Below are 14,801 nucleotides of genomic sequence, written 5' to 3'. Positions count from 1 at the left end.
TCCGGCTGTTCGGCCGTGGACAGAACGCTAGGGACGTTCCGGGCACGGGACCGGCAGGTGCCCCGGCAGGATGCGGGCAGTATCGGGGCGTGGGTGAACCGTCCGGCGGGCGCGTTCACGCCGCGCCCACGAGCTCCCCGTTCCTGCCGCTCGCGGCGAAGCTCCGGCAGAGGTTGAGCACGGTGAACCGGACGCCGTCCCGGGCCGGTACGGTGCGGATGAGCCCGCCGGCGAGCAGCTCGTGCAGCGCCGCGAGGCACTCCTGCGGCGGCCGGCCGCCGAGCACGACGGCGTCCTCGCCGGACCAGTCGCCGGGCTGGGCGGCGAGCCGGTCGAGCAGGTCGCGCTGGTCGAGGGTGAGCCGGTCGAGGGCGGCCCTGAGCGCGGCACGGACGTCGGTCCTGCCGCCGTACCCGGCGGGCGGCGGCGCGAGGTGGAACGGCCCGTCGGCGAGGCGGACGACGAGCTGGCGCGGGGAGAGCACGGTGGACCATCCGGCGGCGAGCTCCAACGCGCCCGGTATCCCGTCGAGTTGACGGCAGAGCGCGGCGACGGCGGGAGCCTCGTCGGCCTCCAGGCGGTAGCGCGGCCGCAGCCTTCGCAGGTGCGAGAGGAGGAGGCGTACGGCTCCGACCTCGGCGAGGGCCACGGGGTCGTGGTCGAGCTCGGGGCCCGGGGTGGGCAGCGGGGCGAGCGGGATGACCTGCCCGCCGGGCAGCGGCTCCGCGAGCCGGGAGGTGATCAGCACCCGCAGGCCGGGGCAGCGCTGGAAGAGCTCGTCGAGGAGGGCGGTGTCCACACCGGCGTCGGCGCCGTCGAGGACGAGGAGGGTGGGCCGGTCCCCGATCGTCCGCGCGAGCTCCGCGCGCCGCTCCGCTCCGGCGGACGGCTGCCGGCCGCAGTCGATCCAGCGCACCGACCAGCGGGAGGCGAGGTAGAGCCGGCGGGCGACCTCCAGGGCGAGCCGGGTCTTGCCGACCCCGCCGAGCCCGGCCAGGGTGACGAGCCGGTCGCCGTGCTCGGCGAAGGCGTCGGCGAGGACCTCGACCTCGAGCTCGCGGCCGACGATGGCGCCGCGCGCGACCGGCGGCGCGGTCGGCTCGTCGCGGGGCTCCTCGGCGAGCGCCTGGCGGCGGGCCGCCGCCTCGAAGACCGAGCGGTGGTGGCCGCCGAGCCGCAGGGCGTCGGCGAGCAGTCGGACGGTCTCCTGGCGGGGCCGCTGCACGCGGCCGCTCTCCATGTCTCGGATCGCCCGGACGCTCAGGGTCGCGTGGTCGGCGAGCACCTGCTGCGTGAGCCCGACGCGCTCGCGCCAGACCCTGAGCAGCTCGCCGAAGCCCGCCGTCGACTGTGCCGACTGAAGAACGTCCATGCCTCGTCCACCTTCCGTGGGTTGGCCAACTCCGGGGAACGGGGGGCCCGGCGCCCGTGTGGAACGCCGAGGTCGACGACGCCCGGTGATAACCGGGCGAGCCGTGTTCCCTTGGTGTCGATGCTCTCCGGCACGGCTCTACGGCCGATCAACGACCGATCACCGCGGGTTCACCCCTGCTCAACGCCCCTTCTCGACGGCCCGTCGTGATCCGCCCCCGCCTGGCGGCCGACCGGAGGCGGACGCCCTGCGGCTCCCCGCCGTGAGATCTCCCCGACTCACGCCGCCACGGGTCGTCTCCCCTCCAGTACGGGCTCGCCGGGCGTCGTCGCGGATCGCGTCATGTCCGAGGCCCCCCGGCCTCTACCGGCTCGCCGGACAGGGCACAGCCACTCTGTGCGGCGCCCGCACGTCCTGACCGGGTGGGCCACTCCCCTACCCCTGGAAGACCCGCACGTCGAGCGGGCTGGCCACGAGGCAGCGCGGCCCCTGGTCGCCGGCGGGCAGTACGGCGCTGACCCGCGCGTATCCGGTCATCATCGCCGACATGTCGATGTCGCCGGTCTGAGCGTCAAGCGCCCAGAGGAGCCGCCTGACCCCCAGGCTGTTCAGGTGCAACCCCGGCGCCGCCTCCGCGTCGGCCTCGGGGCGCTCCTCCCGCACGGAGAGCTCTTGCACGACCTGCCCGACCCTGGAGAGGAAGACGGCCCCGAAGCTGGATCCGCCGTCACTCGACTCCCGCTCGTCGACATCGACGGGCGTGGGCGCCCAGCCCCGCAGGTGGCGGACGGAGCCGTGCAGCAGCCTCGGCAGTCCGACGGGTTCCGGTGCGCGGTCCCGGCGGTACGGGGCGGGTCAACGAACAGCACGAGGTTCCGGTGCGCGCCTCCGAGCGTGACGCACCGGAGCGGGGCCTCGAACTGCACCCACTGCGCGGGAGCGAGGTCGGGCTCCTCGAACCAGCGGGCGACCTCCGTCATGTGGCGGCTCACCTGCCCCAGGTGCCGCAGTCGTGACTGCTCGCCGTCCGGTGTCGGGGGCTCCATGTCGAATCCGCCCACCGGCGTCGTCACCCGCAGCGCGCCCGCACGGGGCACCTTCCTCGGCTCCGGCAGGAACTGCTGGAGTTTGCCCTCGGAAAGATAGACGATCTCTCGCACCGATACCCCTCAAGGTGTCCGGGTCAGTTGGGTAGACCACCAATCATGACGTCACCAGCCCTCGACAGAAGACGACATGACGGATTATCAGATGCACTGGTCCCATGCTCGACGACGCATACCCGATAATGGCCGAGGCACGGGCACGGCACCACGGCGATGACCTCGGGGGACGGGACGTCATGACGGATCAGGCCGATACGAGCTCCGCACTCGACCGGCTGGGCAGCCGCCTCTCCGAAGTGGTGCGACGTCAGGAGGAGTTCGACTACCGGCTGTCCTCGGTGGACAGCAGCCTCGCCGGCCTGCAAGAGCAGGTGGCCCACACGCGCCGGACGCTCGACACGCTGGTCGAGCAATACGGGCGGGACCGGGAAATCGCAAAGGCACAGGCGGAGCTGACGCGGCTGAACGCCGAGTGGCACACCGTCTTCGACCAACGCCGCCACACCCGCACTCTGGCCCGCGGCCTGGTCCACACGCTGACGGCACGAGCAGTGCGGGACCAGGTGGTGAACTCCTCCACCGTGCAGGCCTGCGCCGAGGAACGCATGCTCCTGGAACCGACGTACTGGCTCGCTCCCGCCCTCACGGCCGTGGCCGCGGGCTACCGGTCCGAGACCAGCCGCGCCGAGCGAGCCCGCGCCTACGCCCAAACCCTCGACGAGGCCAAGGCGTTTCTGTTCTTCGCGCTCACCTCCGCGCGCCTCGGCGAGGAACGGGAAGCGGCGGCATGGATGGACCAGTACCTGAGCTCGCTCGATCCCGACAGGCTCGGACAGGACTTCCTCATCGTCCTGGACGCCATCGCCAGCAATGACCTGGGCGAGGAGGCACTCGGCTACGCACGGCAGACCATGTCCCTCTGGAGCACCGGGGGCCAGGGCGCCCACTTGGACACCCTGCACCAGCACCGCTGGGACCGGCTATGGAACCTGGCCGACCGCATGCCCGAGAACCGCTTCCCCGGACTGCGCGTGTCGTGCTCCGAGCTCTGGCCGAGTCTCCAGCAGGGGTGGGAGGCGGCTTCCATCCCGCGCAAGGCCCTGGCACACCTCCGCGACACGTACCCCGGGGAAGCCGTCGCCCCGGAGAGCCCCACGGGGCACGACGCGCACCGCGTCCTGCACGCGCTGGAACGTCTCATCGACCAACTGGAGCCCGACGAGGCCGAGCACAGCGACGCGATGCGGTGGCAGAAGCACATCGTCGAGTGCGGGGGCGACCTGGACGCGGCACAGAAGGCGTTCCTTCCGACCGGTGGCCTCGACGACGAGCCGCTGAACATCTCGGCCCTCCTGGACCGGGGCGTCTTCGACCCCGAGAACGCCGCGATGGGCCCGGCAGCCCGGCGCATGGCCGTCCAGGCCGTGTGGCCGTCGCTCGAAGCGTGCGTACGGCAGTACGTGGCGACCGCGGAGAAGCTGCTTCCCGCTTCGGTCACGCTCACGTTCGAGGACTGGACGTGCACCGTGCCGACGGACCCGCACGCGCGGGTGGAACAGGAGGCGCTCGTCGAGGCGCTGGCGGAGCACATCACCGAGCGCGGCCAGGTCCTTTCCGAGGCGGTCGTACGCCGGTGGCCGCGCGTCGTCCTCGCCGTCCTCGTCGGCGCGCTCACCGGTGGCCTCATCGTCCCGTTCGTCGACGGATCTTGGCGGTACGTCTACGGCACGCTCACCGTGCTGATGGTCGGCTGGGTCATCTGGGAGCTGTGCCGGGTCCCGATACAGCGGTGGCGGCTCGAGGACGACACCGCCCTGCGCCGGAGCCTCGCGGTGAAACTCCTGGAGAAGTCGTTGAACGAACGCCCCGTCATCTTCGCGGAGTGGCTGGCCGGAATGGCGGGCCTCGACGCATTCGCCCTGTGGAACGCACACGACGGAGGACACGAATGACCGCGCCGCGCCGCGGTGACCTCGTCGAGAATCGCTACGAACTGCGCGATCTCCACGGCCGAGGAGCCATGGGAGACGTGTGGACGGCGAAGGACACCAAACTGGACCGGACCGTCGCCGTGAAGTTCCTGGCCGGCCGGCGCATCGGCGGTGAGGACCTGGCCACGGAGTACGCCGACTGGCCGGTCGAGACCTTCAAGGGCGAAGCCAGGGCCATGGCCCGCGTGAACCACAGCAATGTCGCCCACATCTACGACACCGGCGAGCACGCGGACACGCTCTACATCGCCATGGAGTACGTCGAGGGCGGCTCGCTGGCGGACCGACTGACGGCGGGGGTGGCCCTGACGCTGGAGCAGACCGTGCGGTGGACCCGGCACATCTGCGCGGGCCTCGGCGCGGCCCACCTCGCCGGTGTGATCCACCGGGACATCAAGCCGGGCAACATCATGATCGACGAGCAGGGCGACGCGAAGATCGTCGACTTCGGGCTCGCCCGTTTCGCGGACGCCAGCCTCTCGCACATCGGCGCGGGCACTCCCTTGTACAAGGCGCCCGAACGCTGGAAAGGGAAGCAGGGGACCGTCCAGAGCGACCTGTACTCGCTGGGCTGTGTCATGTACGAGATGCTGACGGGGCGCCCGCCGTTCGGCACCCGCAAGGATGACCCCGGTGCCGTGATGCGACGGCACCTCGACGAGCCGCCCGTCTCCACACAGGCGCATCGCCCGGGCATCCCGGCCGCGCTCGATCAGATCGTGCTCGGTCTTCTGACGAAGGAGCCGGCGGACCGGCCGGCCACCGCCGGGGACGTGGCCCGCGCGGTCGACCTGGTGCAGTACGCGCCGGACGGGCCGGCTGACGCGCCGGACATGGCGGCGACCACACATCCGCAGGCCGACGTCATCCACCGCATCCGCGAGGCGGAACGCCGGATCCTGAGGCTGCACTGGGAGCACGGCCCGCGCCACCCCACCGTGATCGAGGCGCGCACGGAGCTGGCCGAGCTGACGGGCCGATCGGGCGACTCCCGTGGAGCCGCGACCCTGTACAACCAGCTCGGCAGGGACTGCCAGGAGTACTTCGGCCCGTACGACGGCCACGTCCTGGACGCCTTCGAAGGCGTCGCGCGCTGGATCGGTCGCCCGGGCGGGGCGTAAGGGCGCCTCGCCACCGGAAGGGCACGGTCGGCGACCGTGCTGCCACTGAACGGGTACGCCCCCGAAACACGCGAAAGGCCGCCCTCTCGGTTGAGAGAACGACCTCCGACGTACGTTTCCGTACAGTCGGGACGACAGGATTTGAACCTGCGACCCCTTGACCCCCAGTCAAGTGCGCTACCAAGCTGCGCCACGTCCCGGTGCCCGTCTGACCTGGGGTTTCCCCTGGCCGAACGCGCATGAGAACAATACCGCACTTTCTCCGGTGGTCACGAACCCTTTCCCGGCGCCCGGACGGCGGATGCGCGCCGCGAGGGCGTCGCTCACTCTCCGTAACGCTTCCGCGCGCCCCCTGATACCTCCGCGCGCCGGGGATGAGGGGCCGGAGAGTGGGGAGCGCGGGCGCCCGGCCCGTGTTCTCGGGGCGGAGGGCGGGTGGCGGCGTGGCCCGTATATCGCTCCTCTGGTGAGCGTGGGGCTCATGCGACGAGGCCAGGGGCGGGTCGGCCATATGCCGTCGAGTTCGTTGCCGTTGGCATGTGGCAGAAAGATGTCCACGGGGAAGGGACTCCGGACCAGACCGAGGGGGCCAACACCACACGAAACACAGTCACATTCGATCGTCAAGAGCTCGTGTTTCGGACAAAAGTCGTGGCGATATTGCTCCGTCCCGGAAAGATCAACACCATGAAGTGGTCGGCCTGTTCGGGACGGGACCACTGCCGATGTACCACCTGCCGGACCACCGCCGGGCAGGCTTTCGCAGGGGAGGACTCGCATGGACAGCTACTTCAGCAGCCGACTGCATCATCAACTCAGAGAGACCGTGCGTGACTTCGCGGAGCGTGAGGTCCGGCCCCGGATAGCCGAGATGGAGGCGTCCAGGACCGTCCACCACGAACTGTCCCGGCGCATCGCCGCGCAGGGGTGGCTGGGCGCGACGATCAGCCAGGAGTACGGCGGCATGGGCGCCGGCCATCTCGCCAAGACGATCATCATCGAGGAGCTCTCCCGGGTCAGCGGCGCGATGGGCGCCATGGTCCAGGCCTCCCAGCTGGGCACCGCCAAGATCGTCCACTTCGGCAGCGACGAGCAGCGCAAGACCTGGCTCCCGGCCGTCGCGGCCGGCGACTGCCTGCCGACCATCGCGGTCACCGAGCCCGAGTCGGGCGGTCACGTCCTCGGGATGTCCGCCACCGCCGTCCGGGACGGCGACGACTACATCCTCAACGGCCGCAAGGTCTACGTCGGCAACAGCCACGTGGGCGACCTGCACGGCGTCGTGGTCAGGACCGGTCCCGGCTCGCGCGGGCTCACGGCCTTTCTGGTCGAATCCGACCGACCCGGCTTCAGGACCGGTCCGCAACAGCCCGCCATGGGCCTGCACGGCTTCAGCTTCGGCGAGCTGATCTTCGAGAACTGCCGGGTACCGGCCTCCAACCGGCTCGGCGACGAGGGCGACGGCCTGTCCGTCGCGTACTCCTCCAGCGTCCTGTACGGCCGGGCCAACCTGACCGCCGTCTCGCTCGGCATCCACCAGGCGATCCTGGAGGAGACCACCCGCTTCGCCTCCGAGCGCATCCGCTACGGCAAGCCGCTCCACGACCTGCCCACGGTCAAGCTCAAGCTCGGCCAGATGCAGTCCCGGCTGATGACGGCCCGGCTGGCCGCGTACCACGCCGTGCACCTGCTCGACCAGGGCCTGTCCTGCGACGCCGAGCTGATGAACGCCAAGCTGGTCAACGTCGAGGCGGCGATCGACTCCGGCCGCAACGCCATGGAGATCCACGCCGCCGCCGGCCTCTTCACCGACCGGGCCATCGAGCGGTACCTCCGGGACGCGCACCACATCTTCGCCCCGGCCGGCACCTCCGACGTCCAGCTCCTCCGCCTCGCCGAGGTCGCCCTCGGCCAGGACAAGGGCAGCTGGTCGGAGCGGCTCTCCGAGGTGGTCCGCACCCGGGAGCTCGAACCCGTGCACGCGTAGGAGCAACGGCGGAGCGGACGGGGCCCCGTACGGCGATCACTCGCCGTGCCGGGGCCCCGTCCGCGTTCCCGCGCGGCGTACCGCGATCAGAACATGCCGTCCTCACGGCGGTGGATCTGCTCCACCAGCTCCGCCGCCATCGCCTTGATCGTCTCCAGACCCGCCCGCCCCCACGGCCGTACGTCCGTGTCGACCACGCAGATCGTGCCCAGCGCGACCCCGGAGCGGTCGATCAGCGGCGCGCCCATGTACGAGCGGATGCCGATCTCGTCCACGACCGGGTTGCCCGCGAAGCGCGGGTAGTCGCAGACGTCCTCCAGGACGAGCGCCTTGCGCCGTACCACCACGTGCGGGCAGTAGCCGTGGTCGCGGGCCATGTACCGCCCGACGCCACCGGCGCCGGCCGCCGCCGCGCCCAGGTCGCTGCCCGAGTGGGTGCCCTCGGGGGTGTGCAGTCCGGCGAAGAACTGCCGGTTCTCGTCGATGAAGTTGACCATCGAGAACGGCGCGCCCGTCACGTCGGCGAGCCGGTGGGCGAACTCGTCGAACGCCGGGTCCGGGCGCTCGCCGAGGCCGAGCTCGCGAAGCCGCCGCACCCGCGCGGGGGCCTCCTTGTCGATGGGGGTCAGGAGGAGATGACCCGTCGGGTCGTAGGTCATGGCGTCGCTCCGAAGCTCGGCACTGCGGCCGGGTTGGTCGGGATGGTGGTGAGCAGGTGCTGGACGAGGGTCACCAGGGTGCGGATGCCGGAGCTGGAGATCCGCGCGTCACAGACGACGACCGGCACCTCCGGCTTGAGGTCGAGCGCGGCCCGTACCTCGTCCGGCTCGTAACGGTAGGCGCCGTCGAACTCGTTGACCGCCACGACGAACCGGATGCCCCGCCGCTCGAAGAAGTCGACGGCGGAGAAGCACTCCTGGAGCCTGCGGGTGTCGGCGAGGACGACCGCGCCGAGCGCGCCCTCGGAGAGCTCGTCCCACATGAACCAGAAGCGCTCCTGTCCGGGCGTGCCGAACAGGTAGAGCACATGACGGTCGTCGAGGGTCATGCGGCCGAAGTCCATGGCCACGGTGGTCGTGGTCTTGGACTCCACGCCCTCCAGGCTGTCGGTGGCCGCGCTGACCGAGGTCAGCAGCTCCTCGGTGCTGAGCGGTTCGATCTCGCTGACCGCGCCCACGAAGGTCGTCTTGCCCACGCCGAACCCGCCCGCCACCAGGATCTTCAGGGCGGCGGGGAAGGGGTCGGTCGCGAAACTCTCGTGGCGCTCAGAGCCGTTGTCGTAGGCCATCGAGCACTGCCTCCAGCAAGGAACGGTCGGTTGGGTTGGCGTGGAACCGGGGGGCCCTGGCGGTCAGCGCCCCGCAGTCCACGAGGTCGGACAGCAGCACCTTGGTGACGACGGCCGGGAGCCGTAAGTGCGCCGCGATCTCCGCCACCGAGGTGGGCCCGTCGCACAGCCCGAGGGCCAGGCTGTGCTCGGGGCCCATGTGGGCCTGCGGGGACGAGCCGGTCGCCATCACCATCGAGAGGAGGTCCAGCGCGGTGCTGGGCTTGGTCCGGCCGCCGCTCACGGTGTACGGCCTGATGAGCCGGCCTGCCGCGTCGTCGAGCCAGGGCCCTTCCTGATGGGACGTCACGTTCACTGCCCGATGCCACCTGCCGCGCCGGCCGCCTGCCGGGCCGGGGTCACCAGGTAGGGCCGGACGCTCTTGACGAGCATCGCCATCTCGTAGCCGAGGACGGCGGCGTCGGCCTCACGCCCGGCGAGGACGGCGAGGCAGGTGCCGGAGCCCGCGGTGGAGACGAACAGGAGCGTGGAGTCGAGCTCCACGACCACCTGCCGGACCTCCCCGCCGTCGCCGAACCGCGCGCCGGCGCTGCGGCCGAGCGAGTACAGGCCGGAGGCGAGGGCCGCCATGTGGTCGGCCGCGTCGGGGTCGAGACCGTGGACGGACTTCACGAGACCGTCGGAGGAGAGCAGGACCGCGTTGCGGGTGTACGGGACGCGCTGGACCAGTCCGCTCAGGAGCCAGTCGAGGTCCGAGGAATGGCCGGTCGGCACATTGCTCGCCATGGTGCATCTACTCCTTGTGCGCGTCGCCTGGACGCAACGATTCGTGGGGGGCGGGCGTGGATTCTGCGAGGCCGATCCCGCGCTGGAACGCGGCCATGAGGCCGGGGTCGAGCAGCGCGTGCTCCTCGGGCTTGCGGGCCGCGGGCTCGTCGCGCAGCTGCGGGACGAGGTGCTCCTGGGCGCGCCGCTTGGGGAGCAGGGGCCGGCCGGACTCCTCGGTGCGGGGGGCCGGGGGCAGCAGCGGGGCCGCGTGCCCGGCACCGGCCGACTGCGCCGGTATCGCGGGGAGGGAGCCGGAGCCGGCCCGGCCTTCGTGAATTCCCTGACCGCCGTGGACTCCCTGGCCGCCATGGACATCCTGACCGCCGTGCCCGCCGTGCCCGCCGTCGTCCGGCCGCCCGCCGGTACGGGTGTACGCGAGCGGGTCCGGCGCCGTCAGGGCCTCCGTGTAGGCCGCGGCCGGTACGGGTGCCGGAGCCGGAGCCGGTACGGGGGCCGGGACCGGGGCCGGAGGCCGTACGGGCTCGGGGGTCTGGACCGGCGGGGCCGACGGAGACGGGGCCGACGGGGGCTGGGAGACGTGGGACTGCGGCTGGGTCTGTGCCTGGGCCTGGGGCTGCATCTGGACCTGCCCCGGCGGGATCGCCGTCGACCCGGTGGCCGCGGCCGCCTGGCGCTCGTGCTGGGCGAGGCCCTCGGGGTCGGCGCCGAGCAGGCCCTGCGGAAGCACCAGGACGGCCTGGACGCCGCCGTAGATGTTCGACTGGAGCCGTACGGCGATGCCGTGCCGGCGCGCCAGCGCCGAGACGACGAAGAGCCCGATGCGGCCGTCCTGGAGCAGGTGCGCCACGTTGACCTGGTCGGGGTCGGAGAGCAGGGCGTTCATCTTGCTCTGCTCGGTGACGGGCATGCCGAGACCGCGGTCCTCGACCTCGATCGCGAGACCCGCCGTGACGTACTGCGCGCGCAGCAGCACGGTGGTGTGCGGCGCGGAGAACAGCGTCGCGTTCTCGACGAGTTCGGCGAGGAGGTGGATGACGTCGGCCACGGCATGGCCCCGGAGCGTACCGTCGATCGGCGGTACGAGCTTCACGCGCGGGTACTGCTCGACCTCGGCGATCGAGGAGCGCAGCACCTCGGTCATGGTGACCGGGTTCGACCACTGGCGGCGGGAGATCGCGCCGCCGAGCACGGCGAGGTTCTCGGCGTGGCGGCGGATGCGGGTGGCCAGGTGGTCGACGTGGAACAGGCCCTTGAGCAGCTCCGGGTCCTCGACCTCGTTCTCCAGCTCGTCGAGGAGCTGGATCTCGCGGTGGACGAGGGACTGGAGACGCCGGGCGAGGTTGACGAAGACCTCGACCTTCTGTTCGTTTCCGACGCTGCTGGAGAGCCGGGACGCCTGGACGACGGCCGCGACCGCGGCCTCGTGCGAGCGGTTCAACTCGTGCGAGAGCAGATCGAATTCGTCACCGGCCTTGGGTCCCGACGGCAGCGCGGGACGGGGCGGAAGCGCCTCGCCCCTGCGCAACTGTTCGACGACCGTACGCAGTTCGCTCTGGCCGCGGGCACTGGAGCGGCGCAGGGCGTTGGCACGGTCGAGGACCGACTTGGCCGCCCGGTCCGCGCCGAGGGCGGCGGCGGTCACCGAGGCGACGGTGAGCGCGGCAGCGCCGGTCAGCGCGGCCCAGAGGCCGGGGGTGGGACCGGCTCCGGTGGAGCGGATGGTGAAGAGGACGGCGGCCGCGCCACCGAGTGCCACCGCGACGGCGGGAAGCACGGAGGTGCGCAGGAGTTGGGAGCGTATGCGGGCTTCCGTCGGGAGCGACGCGGGGGGCTGCGCCGGGGACGTGCTGCTGGCACCGGGGGCGGAGCGGGCGCCCGACCGGCCGTGCCGCCCGCCCTCGCGTCGTTCGGACCGCGAGGCGGGTGCGCGAAGTTGAGACATGAGTGTCCTTGGTACGTGCCCAGGAATCGGCGTACTGCGGGGTACAGGGGGGTGGACTGCGGGGGTCTAACCGAGGGTTCTACGGGGGTTCTACGGGGGTTCTACGGGGGGCCTACAGGGGTGGATTCCAACAGAGGTGCGATGAGCCTACCGATGATCACCAACCACACACTGTAGTCGTCAACCGTTCATGTGCGGTGCGCAGTTGGCAAACTTACCCGTACCGCGACCCGCTCTGGTATCGGCCCCCGCACGCACGGCGTGAAACCAACTGGCCGAAATTCGACGGCTCTACGCCGGCACCCCGCCGAACTGCGGGAACCGCGGGAACGGAAGAGAGCGGAGGCGCTCGTACGCCTCCGCCCCCTGCGGAAATCAGCCCTGACCGGAATCCGACCGGCGGGAAGGGGACCGTGCGGCCCGCCGAAGCTCTACGGGGTCCGCGCGGCCTCCGGCTCGCCGCGACCGGGCTCCGCGGCGGGGTCTTCGGACACCCGGCCGCCTCCCGCGTCGGCGTTCCCGCCCACCGCGCGACCCTCCGGCCCGTGACCGTCGGTGAGACCGGAGCCTCCCCAGCCGCCCACGCCGGAGGGGGCGCCGCCCCGGAGGTCGAGGTGGACGCGGTGACCCTCCTCGGGCGTCATCTGGATACAGTGCGCGAGACATCAGCCTGGTCAAGGAGGGAAGCGTGACCGACACCAGCGACACCCGTCCCGCCGAGGGTGAAGTGCCACGGCAGAGCCGGTTGCACCGCCTGATGCGTTACCTCCCCCTGGTCGCCCCCGTCCTCCTGTGGTCCGTACCCTGCGGGGTGCTCCTGTACGGCGGCCAGCACTGGCCGCTGCCCGCCACTCTGCTCGGCACCGTCCTGTTCGTCCTCGGACTCGTCGGGATGCCGTTCGCGATGGCGCGCGGCCACGGACGGCGTCAGCAGGACCGGGCGGCGATCATCGGCGACACCCTGCTGGGCGCGAGCTGGGTCCTGTTCACCTGGTCCGTGCTCCTCGGCGTCCTCCTGCGGCTCGCCCTGACCGTGGCCGGCGTCGGCGAGAGCCAGGACCGGGCCCGGATCGTCACCTGGGCGGTCCTCGGCGTCACGGCCGTACTGCTCGGCTGGGGATACGCCGAGGCCCGCCGCGTGCCCCGCGTGCGCCGACTCGATGTGCGGCTCCCGCGGCTGGGTCCCGGCCTGGACGGCTTCCGCGTCGTCCTCGTCACCGACACCCACTACGGCCCGCTGGACCGGGCCCGCTGGTCGGCACGGGTGTGCGAGACGGTGAACGCCTTGGAGGCCGATCTGGTCTGCCACACCGGTGACATCGCGGACGGTACGGCCGAACGCCGCCGCGCCCAGGCCGCACCGCTCGGCACCGTGCGAGCCACCCGGGCACGGGTGTACGTCACCGGCAACCACGAGTACTACAGCGAGGCCCAGGGGTGGGTCGACCTGATGGACGAACTGGGCTGGCAGCCACTGCGCAACCGCAACCTGCTCCTCGAACGCGGCGGCGACACCCTCGTGGTCGCCGGCGTGGACGACGTCACCGCCGAGTCCTCCGGCCTGGCCGGCCACCGCGCCCACCTCGCCGGAGCCCTGCGCGGCGCCGACCCCGACCTGCCCGTCCTGCTCCTCGCCCACCAGCCCAAGTTCGTCGACCGCGCGGCAGCCGCCGGCATCGACCTCCAGCTCTCCGGCCACACCCACGGCGGCCAGATCTGGCCCTTCCACCACCTGGTCCGCCTCGACCAGCCCGCCGTCGCCGGCCTCAGCCACCACGGCGACCGGACCCTCCTCTACACGAGCCGAGGCACCGGCTTCTGGGGCCCGCCCTTCCGCGTCTTCGCCCCCAGCGAGATCACCCTGCTGGTCCTCCGCTCCCCGCACCCGCGCACCTCCACGGAGCGCTGAACGGGCCGAACCGACCGCATCTCCACCGGCTGCTCGTCCACGTTCGTCCCGCTCGGCGCCCCACGGTGCGTGGTGTCACCTCTCACCCGCGAGGTCGAGATCAGGCTCGGCCGCCTCGGCGGGAGCCTCGACCGACCGGGGCCGGCGCCACGGCTGCGCGACCGGACGGGACACCCCGCTCCACCAGGGGTCGGACGGCAGCTTCCCCGCAGGCTCGAACGGCTCACCAGGACGAGGGAAGGCCACCGCCTGGCCGGCTTCCTCGGCCTCGTACCTCGTCCACTCCCCCGGCTCCGCCCACGCGTGCGGGGCCAAGTTGAAGGTGCCCCAGTGGATCGGGAGGAGGACGCCCGAGGGGGCGCCGCCCTGGAGGTCGAGGTGGGCGCGGAGGCCCTCCTCGGGGGTCATGTGGATGTCGGGCCAGAAGTCCGAGTAGGCGCCGATCTGGATCATCGTGACGTCGAAGGGGCCGTGGGCCGCGCCGATGTCCTTGAAGCCCGAGAAGTAGCCCGTGTCGCCCGAGTGGTACACGCGGTGCTCGGGGCCCTCGACGGCCCAGGAGGCCCAGAGGGTGTGCTGCTTGTTGCGGATGCCGCGGCCGCAGAAGTGGCGGGCCGGGGTGGCGGTGAGCCGGAGCGCGCCGATCTCGGTGGACTCGTTCCAGTCCAGCTCGCGCAGGCGGGAGGCGGGCACGCCCCAGCGCTCCAGGTGGGCGCCGACGCCGAGCGGCACCGCGAAGACGGTGTCGGTGGCGACGAGCTCCTTGATCGTCGGCAGGTCGAGGTGGTCGTAGTGGTCGTGCGAGATGACGACGACGTCGACCGGGCCCAGGGCCGCCAGGGGGGCCGGGACCGGGTGGAGGCGCTTGGGGCCGACGAACGGGAAGGGGGAGCAGCGCTCGCCCCAGACCGGGTCGAAGAGGACGCGGTGGCCGTCGATCTCCGCCAGGACGCCCGAGTGGCCCATCCAGGTGATGCGCAGGCCGGTGGCCGGGGGCCGGGCGAGGTCGGCGACGGTGGTCGGGTGGACGGGGATCGTGCCGGTGGGGGCTCGGCGCGCCCGTCCCTCCTTCTCGAAGTAGATCTTGGCGAATTCCAGGCTGGAGCCCGAGGGCCCGCGCCGGGCGGGTTCGGGGTTCTGGAAGATCCCGTCCGCGAAGTTCGGCGAGCGGAGGATGCGGGCGAGGCGCTCGCCCGAGGGATCCGCGCCGAAGGACTCGGGGCGCAGAGCGCGCAGCCGGGCCCGTGGGGAACGGTCGGAGCCGGTACCGGTCACAGGACCTCCTGATCTCTGGGG

The 14,801-nt window shown here is 71.9% G+C and carries 13 protein-coding genes, 1 tRNA gene and 1 pseudogene; 4 read left to right on the top strand and 11 right to left on the bottom strand.

The genetic code is table 11. The annotated features are described in order from the left end of the window. Positions 1–115: 115 nt before the first annotated feature. The 3 genes and pseudogenes from ACFC0Z_RS01155 to ACFC0Z_RS01145 all read right to left on the bottom strand — a co-directional run. Positions 116–1,372 (bottom strand): helix-turn-helix domain-containing protein, encoded by a 1,257-nt coding sequence (locus tag ACFC0Z_RS01155; RefSeq protein WP_376431412.1) that lies wholly within the window; start codon positions 1,370–1,372, stop codon positions 116–118. A gap of 435 nt (positions 1,373–1,807) precedes the next feature. Beyond that, positions 1,808–2,173: an SAVMC3_10250 family protein gene (locus ACFC0Z_RS01150; protein ID WP_376433408.1), complete on the bottom strand. Its 366-nt coding sequence runs from the start codon at positions 2,171–2,173 to the stop codon at positions 1,808–1,810. 53 nt (positions 2,174–2,226) lie between these two features. Further along, positions 2,227–2,532, bottom strand: a pseudogene (locus tag ACFC0Z_RS01145) (SAVMC3_10250 family protein); the annotation flags it as partial. Positions 2,533–2,714: 182 nt separating this feature from the next. Between ACFC0Z_RS01145 and ACFC0Z_RS01140 the strand changes: the two are divergent. Next, positions 2,715–4,430 carry a hypothetical protein gene (locus tag ACFC0Z_RS01140; protein WP_376431410.1) on the top strand — a complete coding sequence of 572 codons (1,716 nt, stop codon included), beginning with the start codon at positions 2,715–2,717 and terminating at the stop codon, positions 4,428–4,430. Beyond that, entirely contained in the window at positions 4,427–5,590 is a 1,164-nt protein-coding gene (locus ACFC0Z_RS01135) for a serine/threonine-protein kinase (RefSeq protein WP_376431408.1), read from the top strand. The genes ACFC0Z_RS01140 and ACFC0Z_RS01135 overlap by 4 nt, the downstream gene beginning before the upstream one ends. 126 nt (positions 5,591–5,716) lie before the next feature. Here ACFC0Z_RS01135 and ACFC0Z_RS01130 read toward each other — a convergent pair. After that, a tRNA-Pro gene (locus ACFC0Z_RS01130) sits at positions 5,717–5,790 on the bottom strand. A 578-nt stretch (positions 5,791–6,368) separates the two neighbouring features. Between ACFC0Z_RS01130 and ACFC0Z_RS01125 the strand changes: the two genes are divergently transcribed. Further along, positions 6,369–7,577 carry an acyl-CoA dehydrogenase family protein gene (locus tag ACFC0Z_RS01125; RefSeq protein WP_376431406.1) on the top strand — a complete coding sequence of 403 codons (1,209 nt, stop codon included), beginning with the start codon at positions 6,369–6,371 and terminating at the stop codon, positions 7,575–7,577. 86 nt (positions 7,578–7,663) lie between these two features. On the opposite strand, the gene ACFC0Z_RS01120 is transcribed toward ACFC0Z_RS01125, so the two are convergent. From ACFC0Z_RS01120 to ACFC0Z_RS01095, 6 genes are all read right to left on the bottom strand, one after another. Continuing rightward, complete coding sequence (locus ACFC0Z_RS01120) at positions 7,664–8,236, bottom strand: GAF domain-containing protein (RefSeq protein WP_360805996.1); 573 nt, start codon at positions 8,234–8,236, stop codon at positions 7,664–7,666. Continuing rightward, a complete protein-coding gene (locus tag ACFC0Z_RS01115; RefSeq protein ID WP_376431404.1) occupies positions 8,233–8,865 on the bottom strand; it encodes an ATP/GTP-binding protein in 633 nt (210 codons plus the stop codon). The genes ACFC0Z_RS01120 and ACFC0Z_RS01115 overlap by 4 nt, the downstream gene beginning before the upstream one ends. Further along, positions 8,843–9,220, bottom strand: coding sequence for a DUF742 domain-containing protein (locus ACFC0Z_RS01110; RefSeq protein WP_376431402.1), 378 nt, complete (start codon positions 9,218–9,220; stop codon positions 8,843–8,845). The genes ACFC0Z_RS01115 and ACFC0Z_RS01110 overlap by 23 nt, the downstream gene beginning before the upstream one ends. Beyond that, complete coding sequence (locus ACFC0Z_RS01105) at positions 9,217–9,651, bottom strand: roadblock/LC7 domain-containing protein (protein WP_150264598.1); 435 nt, start codon at positions 9,649–9,651, stop codon at positions 9,217–9,219. The genes ACFC0Z_RS01110 and ACFC0Z_RS01105 overlap by 4 nt, the downstream gene beginning before the upstream one ends. Before the next feature lie 7 nt (positions 9,652–9,658). Beyond that, complete coding sequence (locus ACFC0Z_RS01100) at positions 9,659–11,596, bottom strand: sensor histidine kinase (RefSeq protein WP_376431400.1); 1,938 nt, start codon at positions 11,594–11,596, stop codon at positions 9,659–9,661. Between the two features lie 431 nt (positions 11,597–12,027). Beyond that, positions 12,028–12,240 carry a hypothetical protein gene (locus ACFC0Z_RS01095; RefSeq protein ID WP_376431398.1) on the bottom strand — a complete coding sequence of 71 codons (213 nt, stop codon included), beginning with the start codon at positions 12,238–12,240 and terminating at the stop codon, positions 12,028–12,030. A 44-nt stretch (positions 12,241–12,284) separates the two neighbouring features. On the opposite strand from ACFC0Z_RS01095, the gene ACFC0Z_RS01090 reads away from it, so the two are divergent. Further along, positions 12,285–13,505 carry a metallophosphoesterase gene (locus ACFC0Z_RS01090; RefSeq protein ID WP_376431396.1) on the top strand — a complete coding sequence of 407 codons (1,221 nt, stop codon included), beginning with the start codon at positions 12,285–12,287 and terminating at the stop codon, positions 13,503–13,505. A 75-nt stretch (positions 13,506–13,580) separates the two neighbouring features. On the opposite strand, the gene ACFC0Z_RS01085 is transcribed toward ACFC0Z_RS01090, so the two are convergent. Then, complete coding sequence (locus tag ACFC0Z_RS01085) at positions 13,581–14,780, bottom strand: MBL fold metallo-hydrolase (RefSeq protein WP_376431394.1); 1,200 nt, start codon at positions 14,778–14,780, stop codon at positions 13,581–13,583. Positions 14,781–14,801: the final 21 nt, after the last annotated feature.

Origin of the sequence: Streptomyces sp. NPDC056144 (assembly GCF_042264145.1) — a bacterium.
Classification (GTDB): Bacteria; Actinomycetota; Actinomycetes; order Streptomycetales; family Streptomycetaceae; genus Streptomyces.
This window is presented reverse-complemented; position numbering and strand designations above follow the sequence as displayed.

What these genes read in the sequence shown, in the direction of transcription:
- ACFC0Z_RS01095 (WP_376431398.1), bottom strand. Translation starts at nt 12,240, where the DNA reads ATGACGCCCGAGGAGGGTCACCGCGTCCACCTCGACCTCCGGGGCGGC.
- ACFC0Z_RS01155 (WP_376431412.1), bottom strand. Translation starts at nt 1,372, where the DNA reads ATGGACGTTCTTCAGTCGGCACAGTCGACGGCGGGCTTCGGCGAGCTG.
- ACFC0Z_RS01135 (WP_376431408.1), top strand. Translation starts at nt 4,427, where the DNA reads ATGACCGCGCCGCGCCGCGGTGACCTCGTCGAGAATCGCTACGAACTG.
- ACFC0Z_RS01140 (WP_376431410.1), top strand. Translation starts at nt 2,715, where the DNA reads ATGACGGATCAGGCCGATACGAGCTCCGCACTCGACCGGCTGGGCAGC.
- ACFC0Z_RS01100 (WP_376431400.1), bottom strand. Translation starts at nt 11,596, where the DNA reads ATGTCTCAACTTCGCGCACCCGCCTCGCGGTCCGAACGACGCGAGGGC.
- ACFC0Z_RS01120 (WP_360805996.1), bottom strand. Translation starts at nt 8,236, where the DNA reads ATGACCTACGACCCGACGGGTCATCTCCTCCTGACCCCCATCGACAAG.
- ACFC0Z_RS01125 (WP_376431406.1), top strand. Translation starts at nt 6,369, where the DNA reads ATGGACAGCTACTTCAGCAGCCGACTGCATCATCAACTCAGAGAGACC.
- ACFC0Z_RS01105 (WP_150264598.1), bottom strand. Translation starts at nt 9,651, where the DNA reads ATGGCGAGCAATGTGCCGACCGGCCATTCCTCGGACCTCGACTGGCTC.
- ACFC0Z_RS01115 (WP_376431404.1), bottom strand. Translation starts at nt 8,865, where the DNA reads ATGGCCTACGACAACGGCTCTGAGCGCCACGAGAGTTTCGCGACCGAC.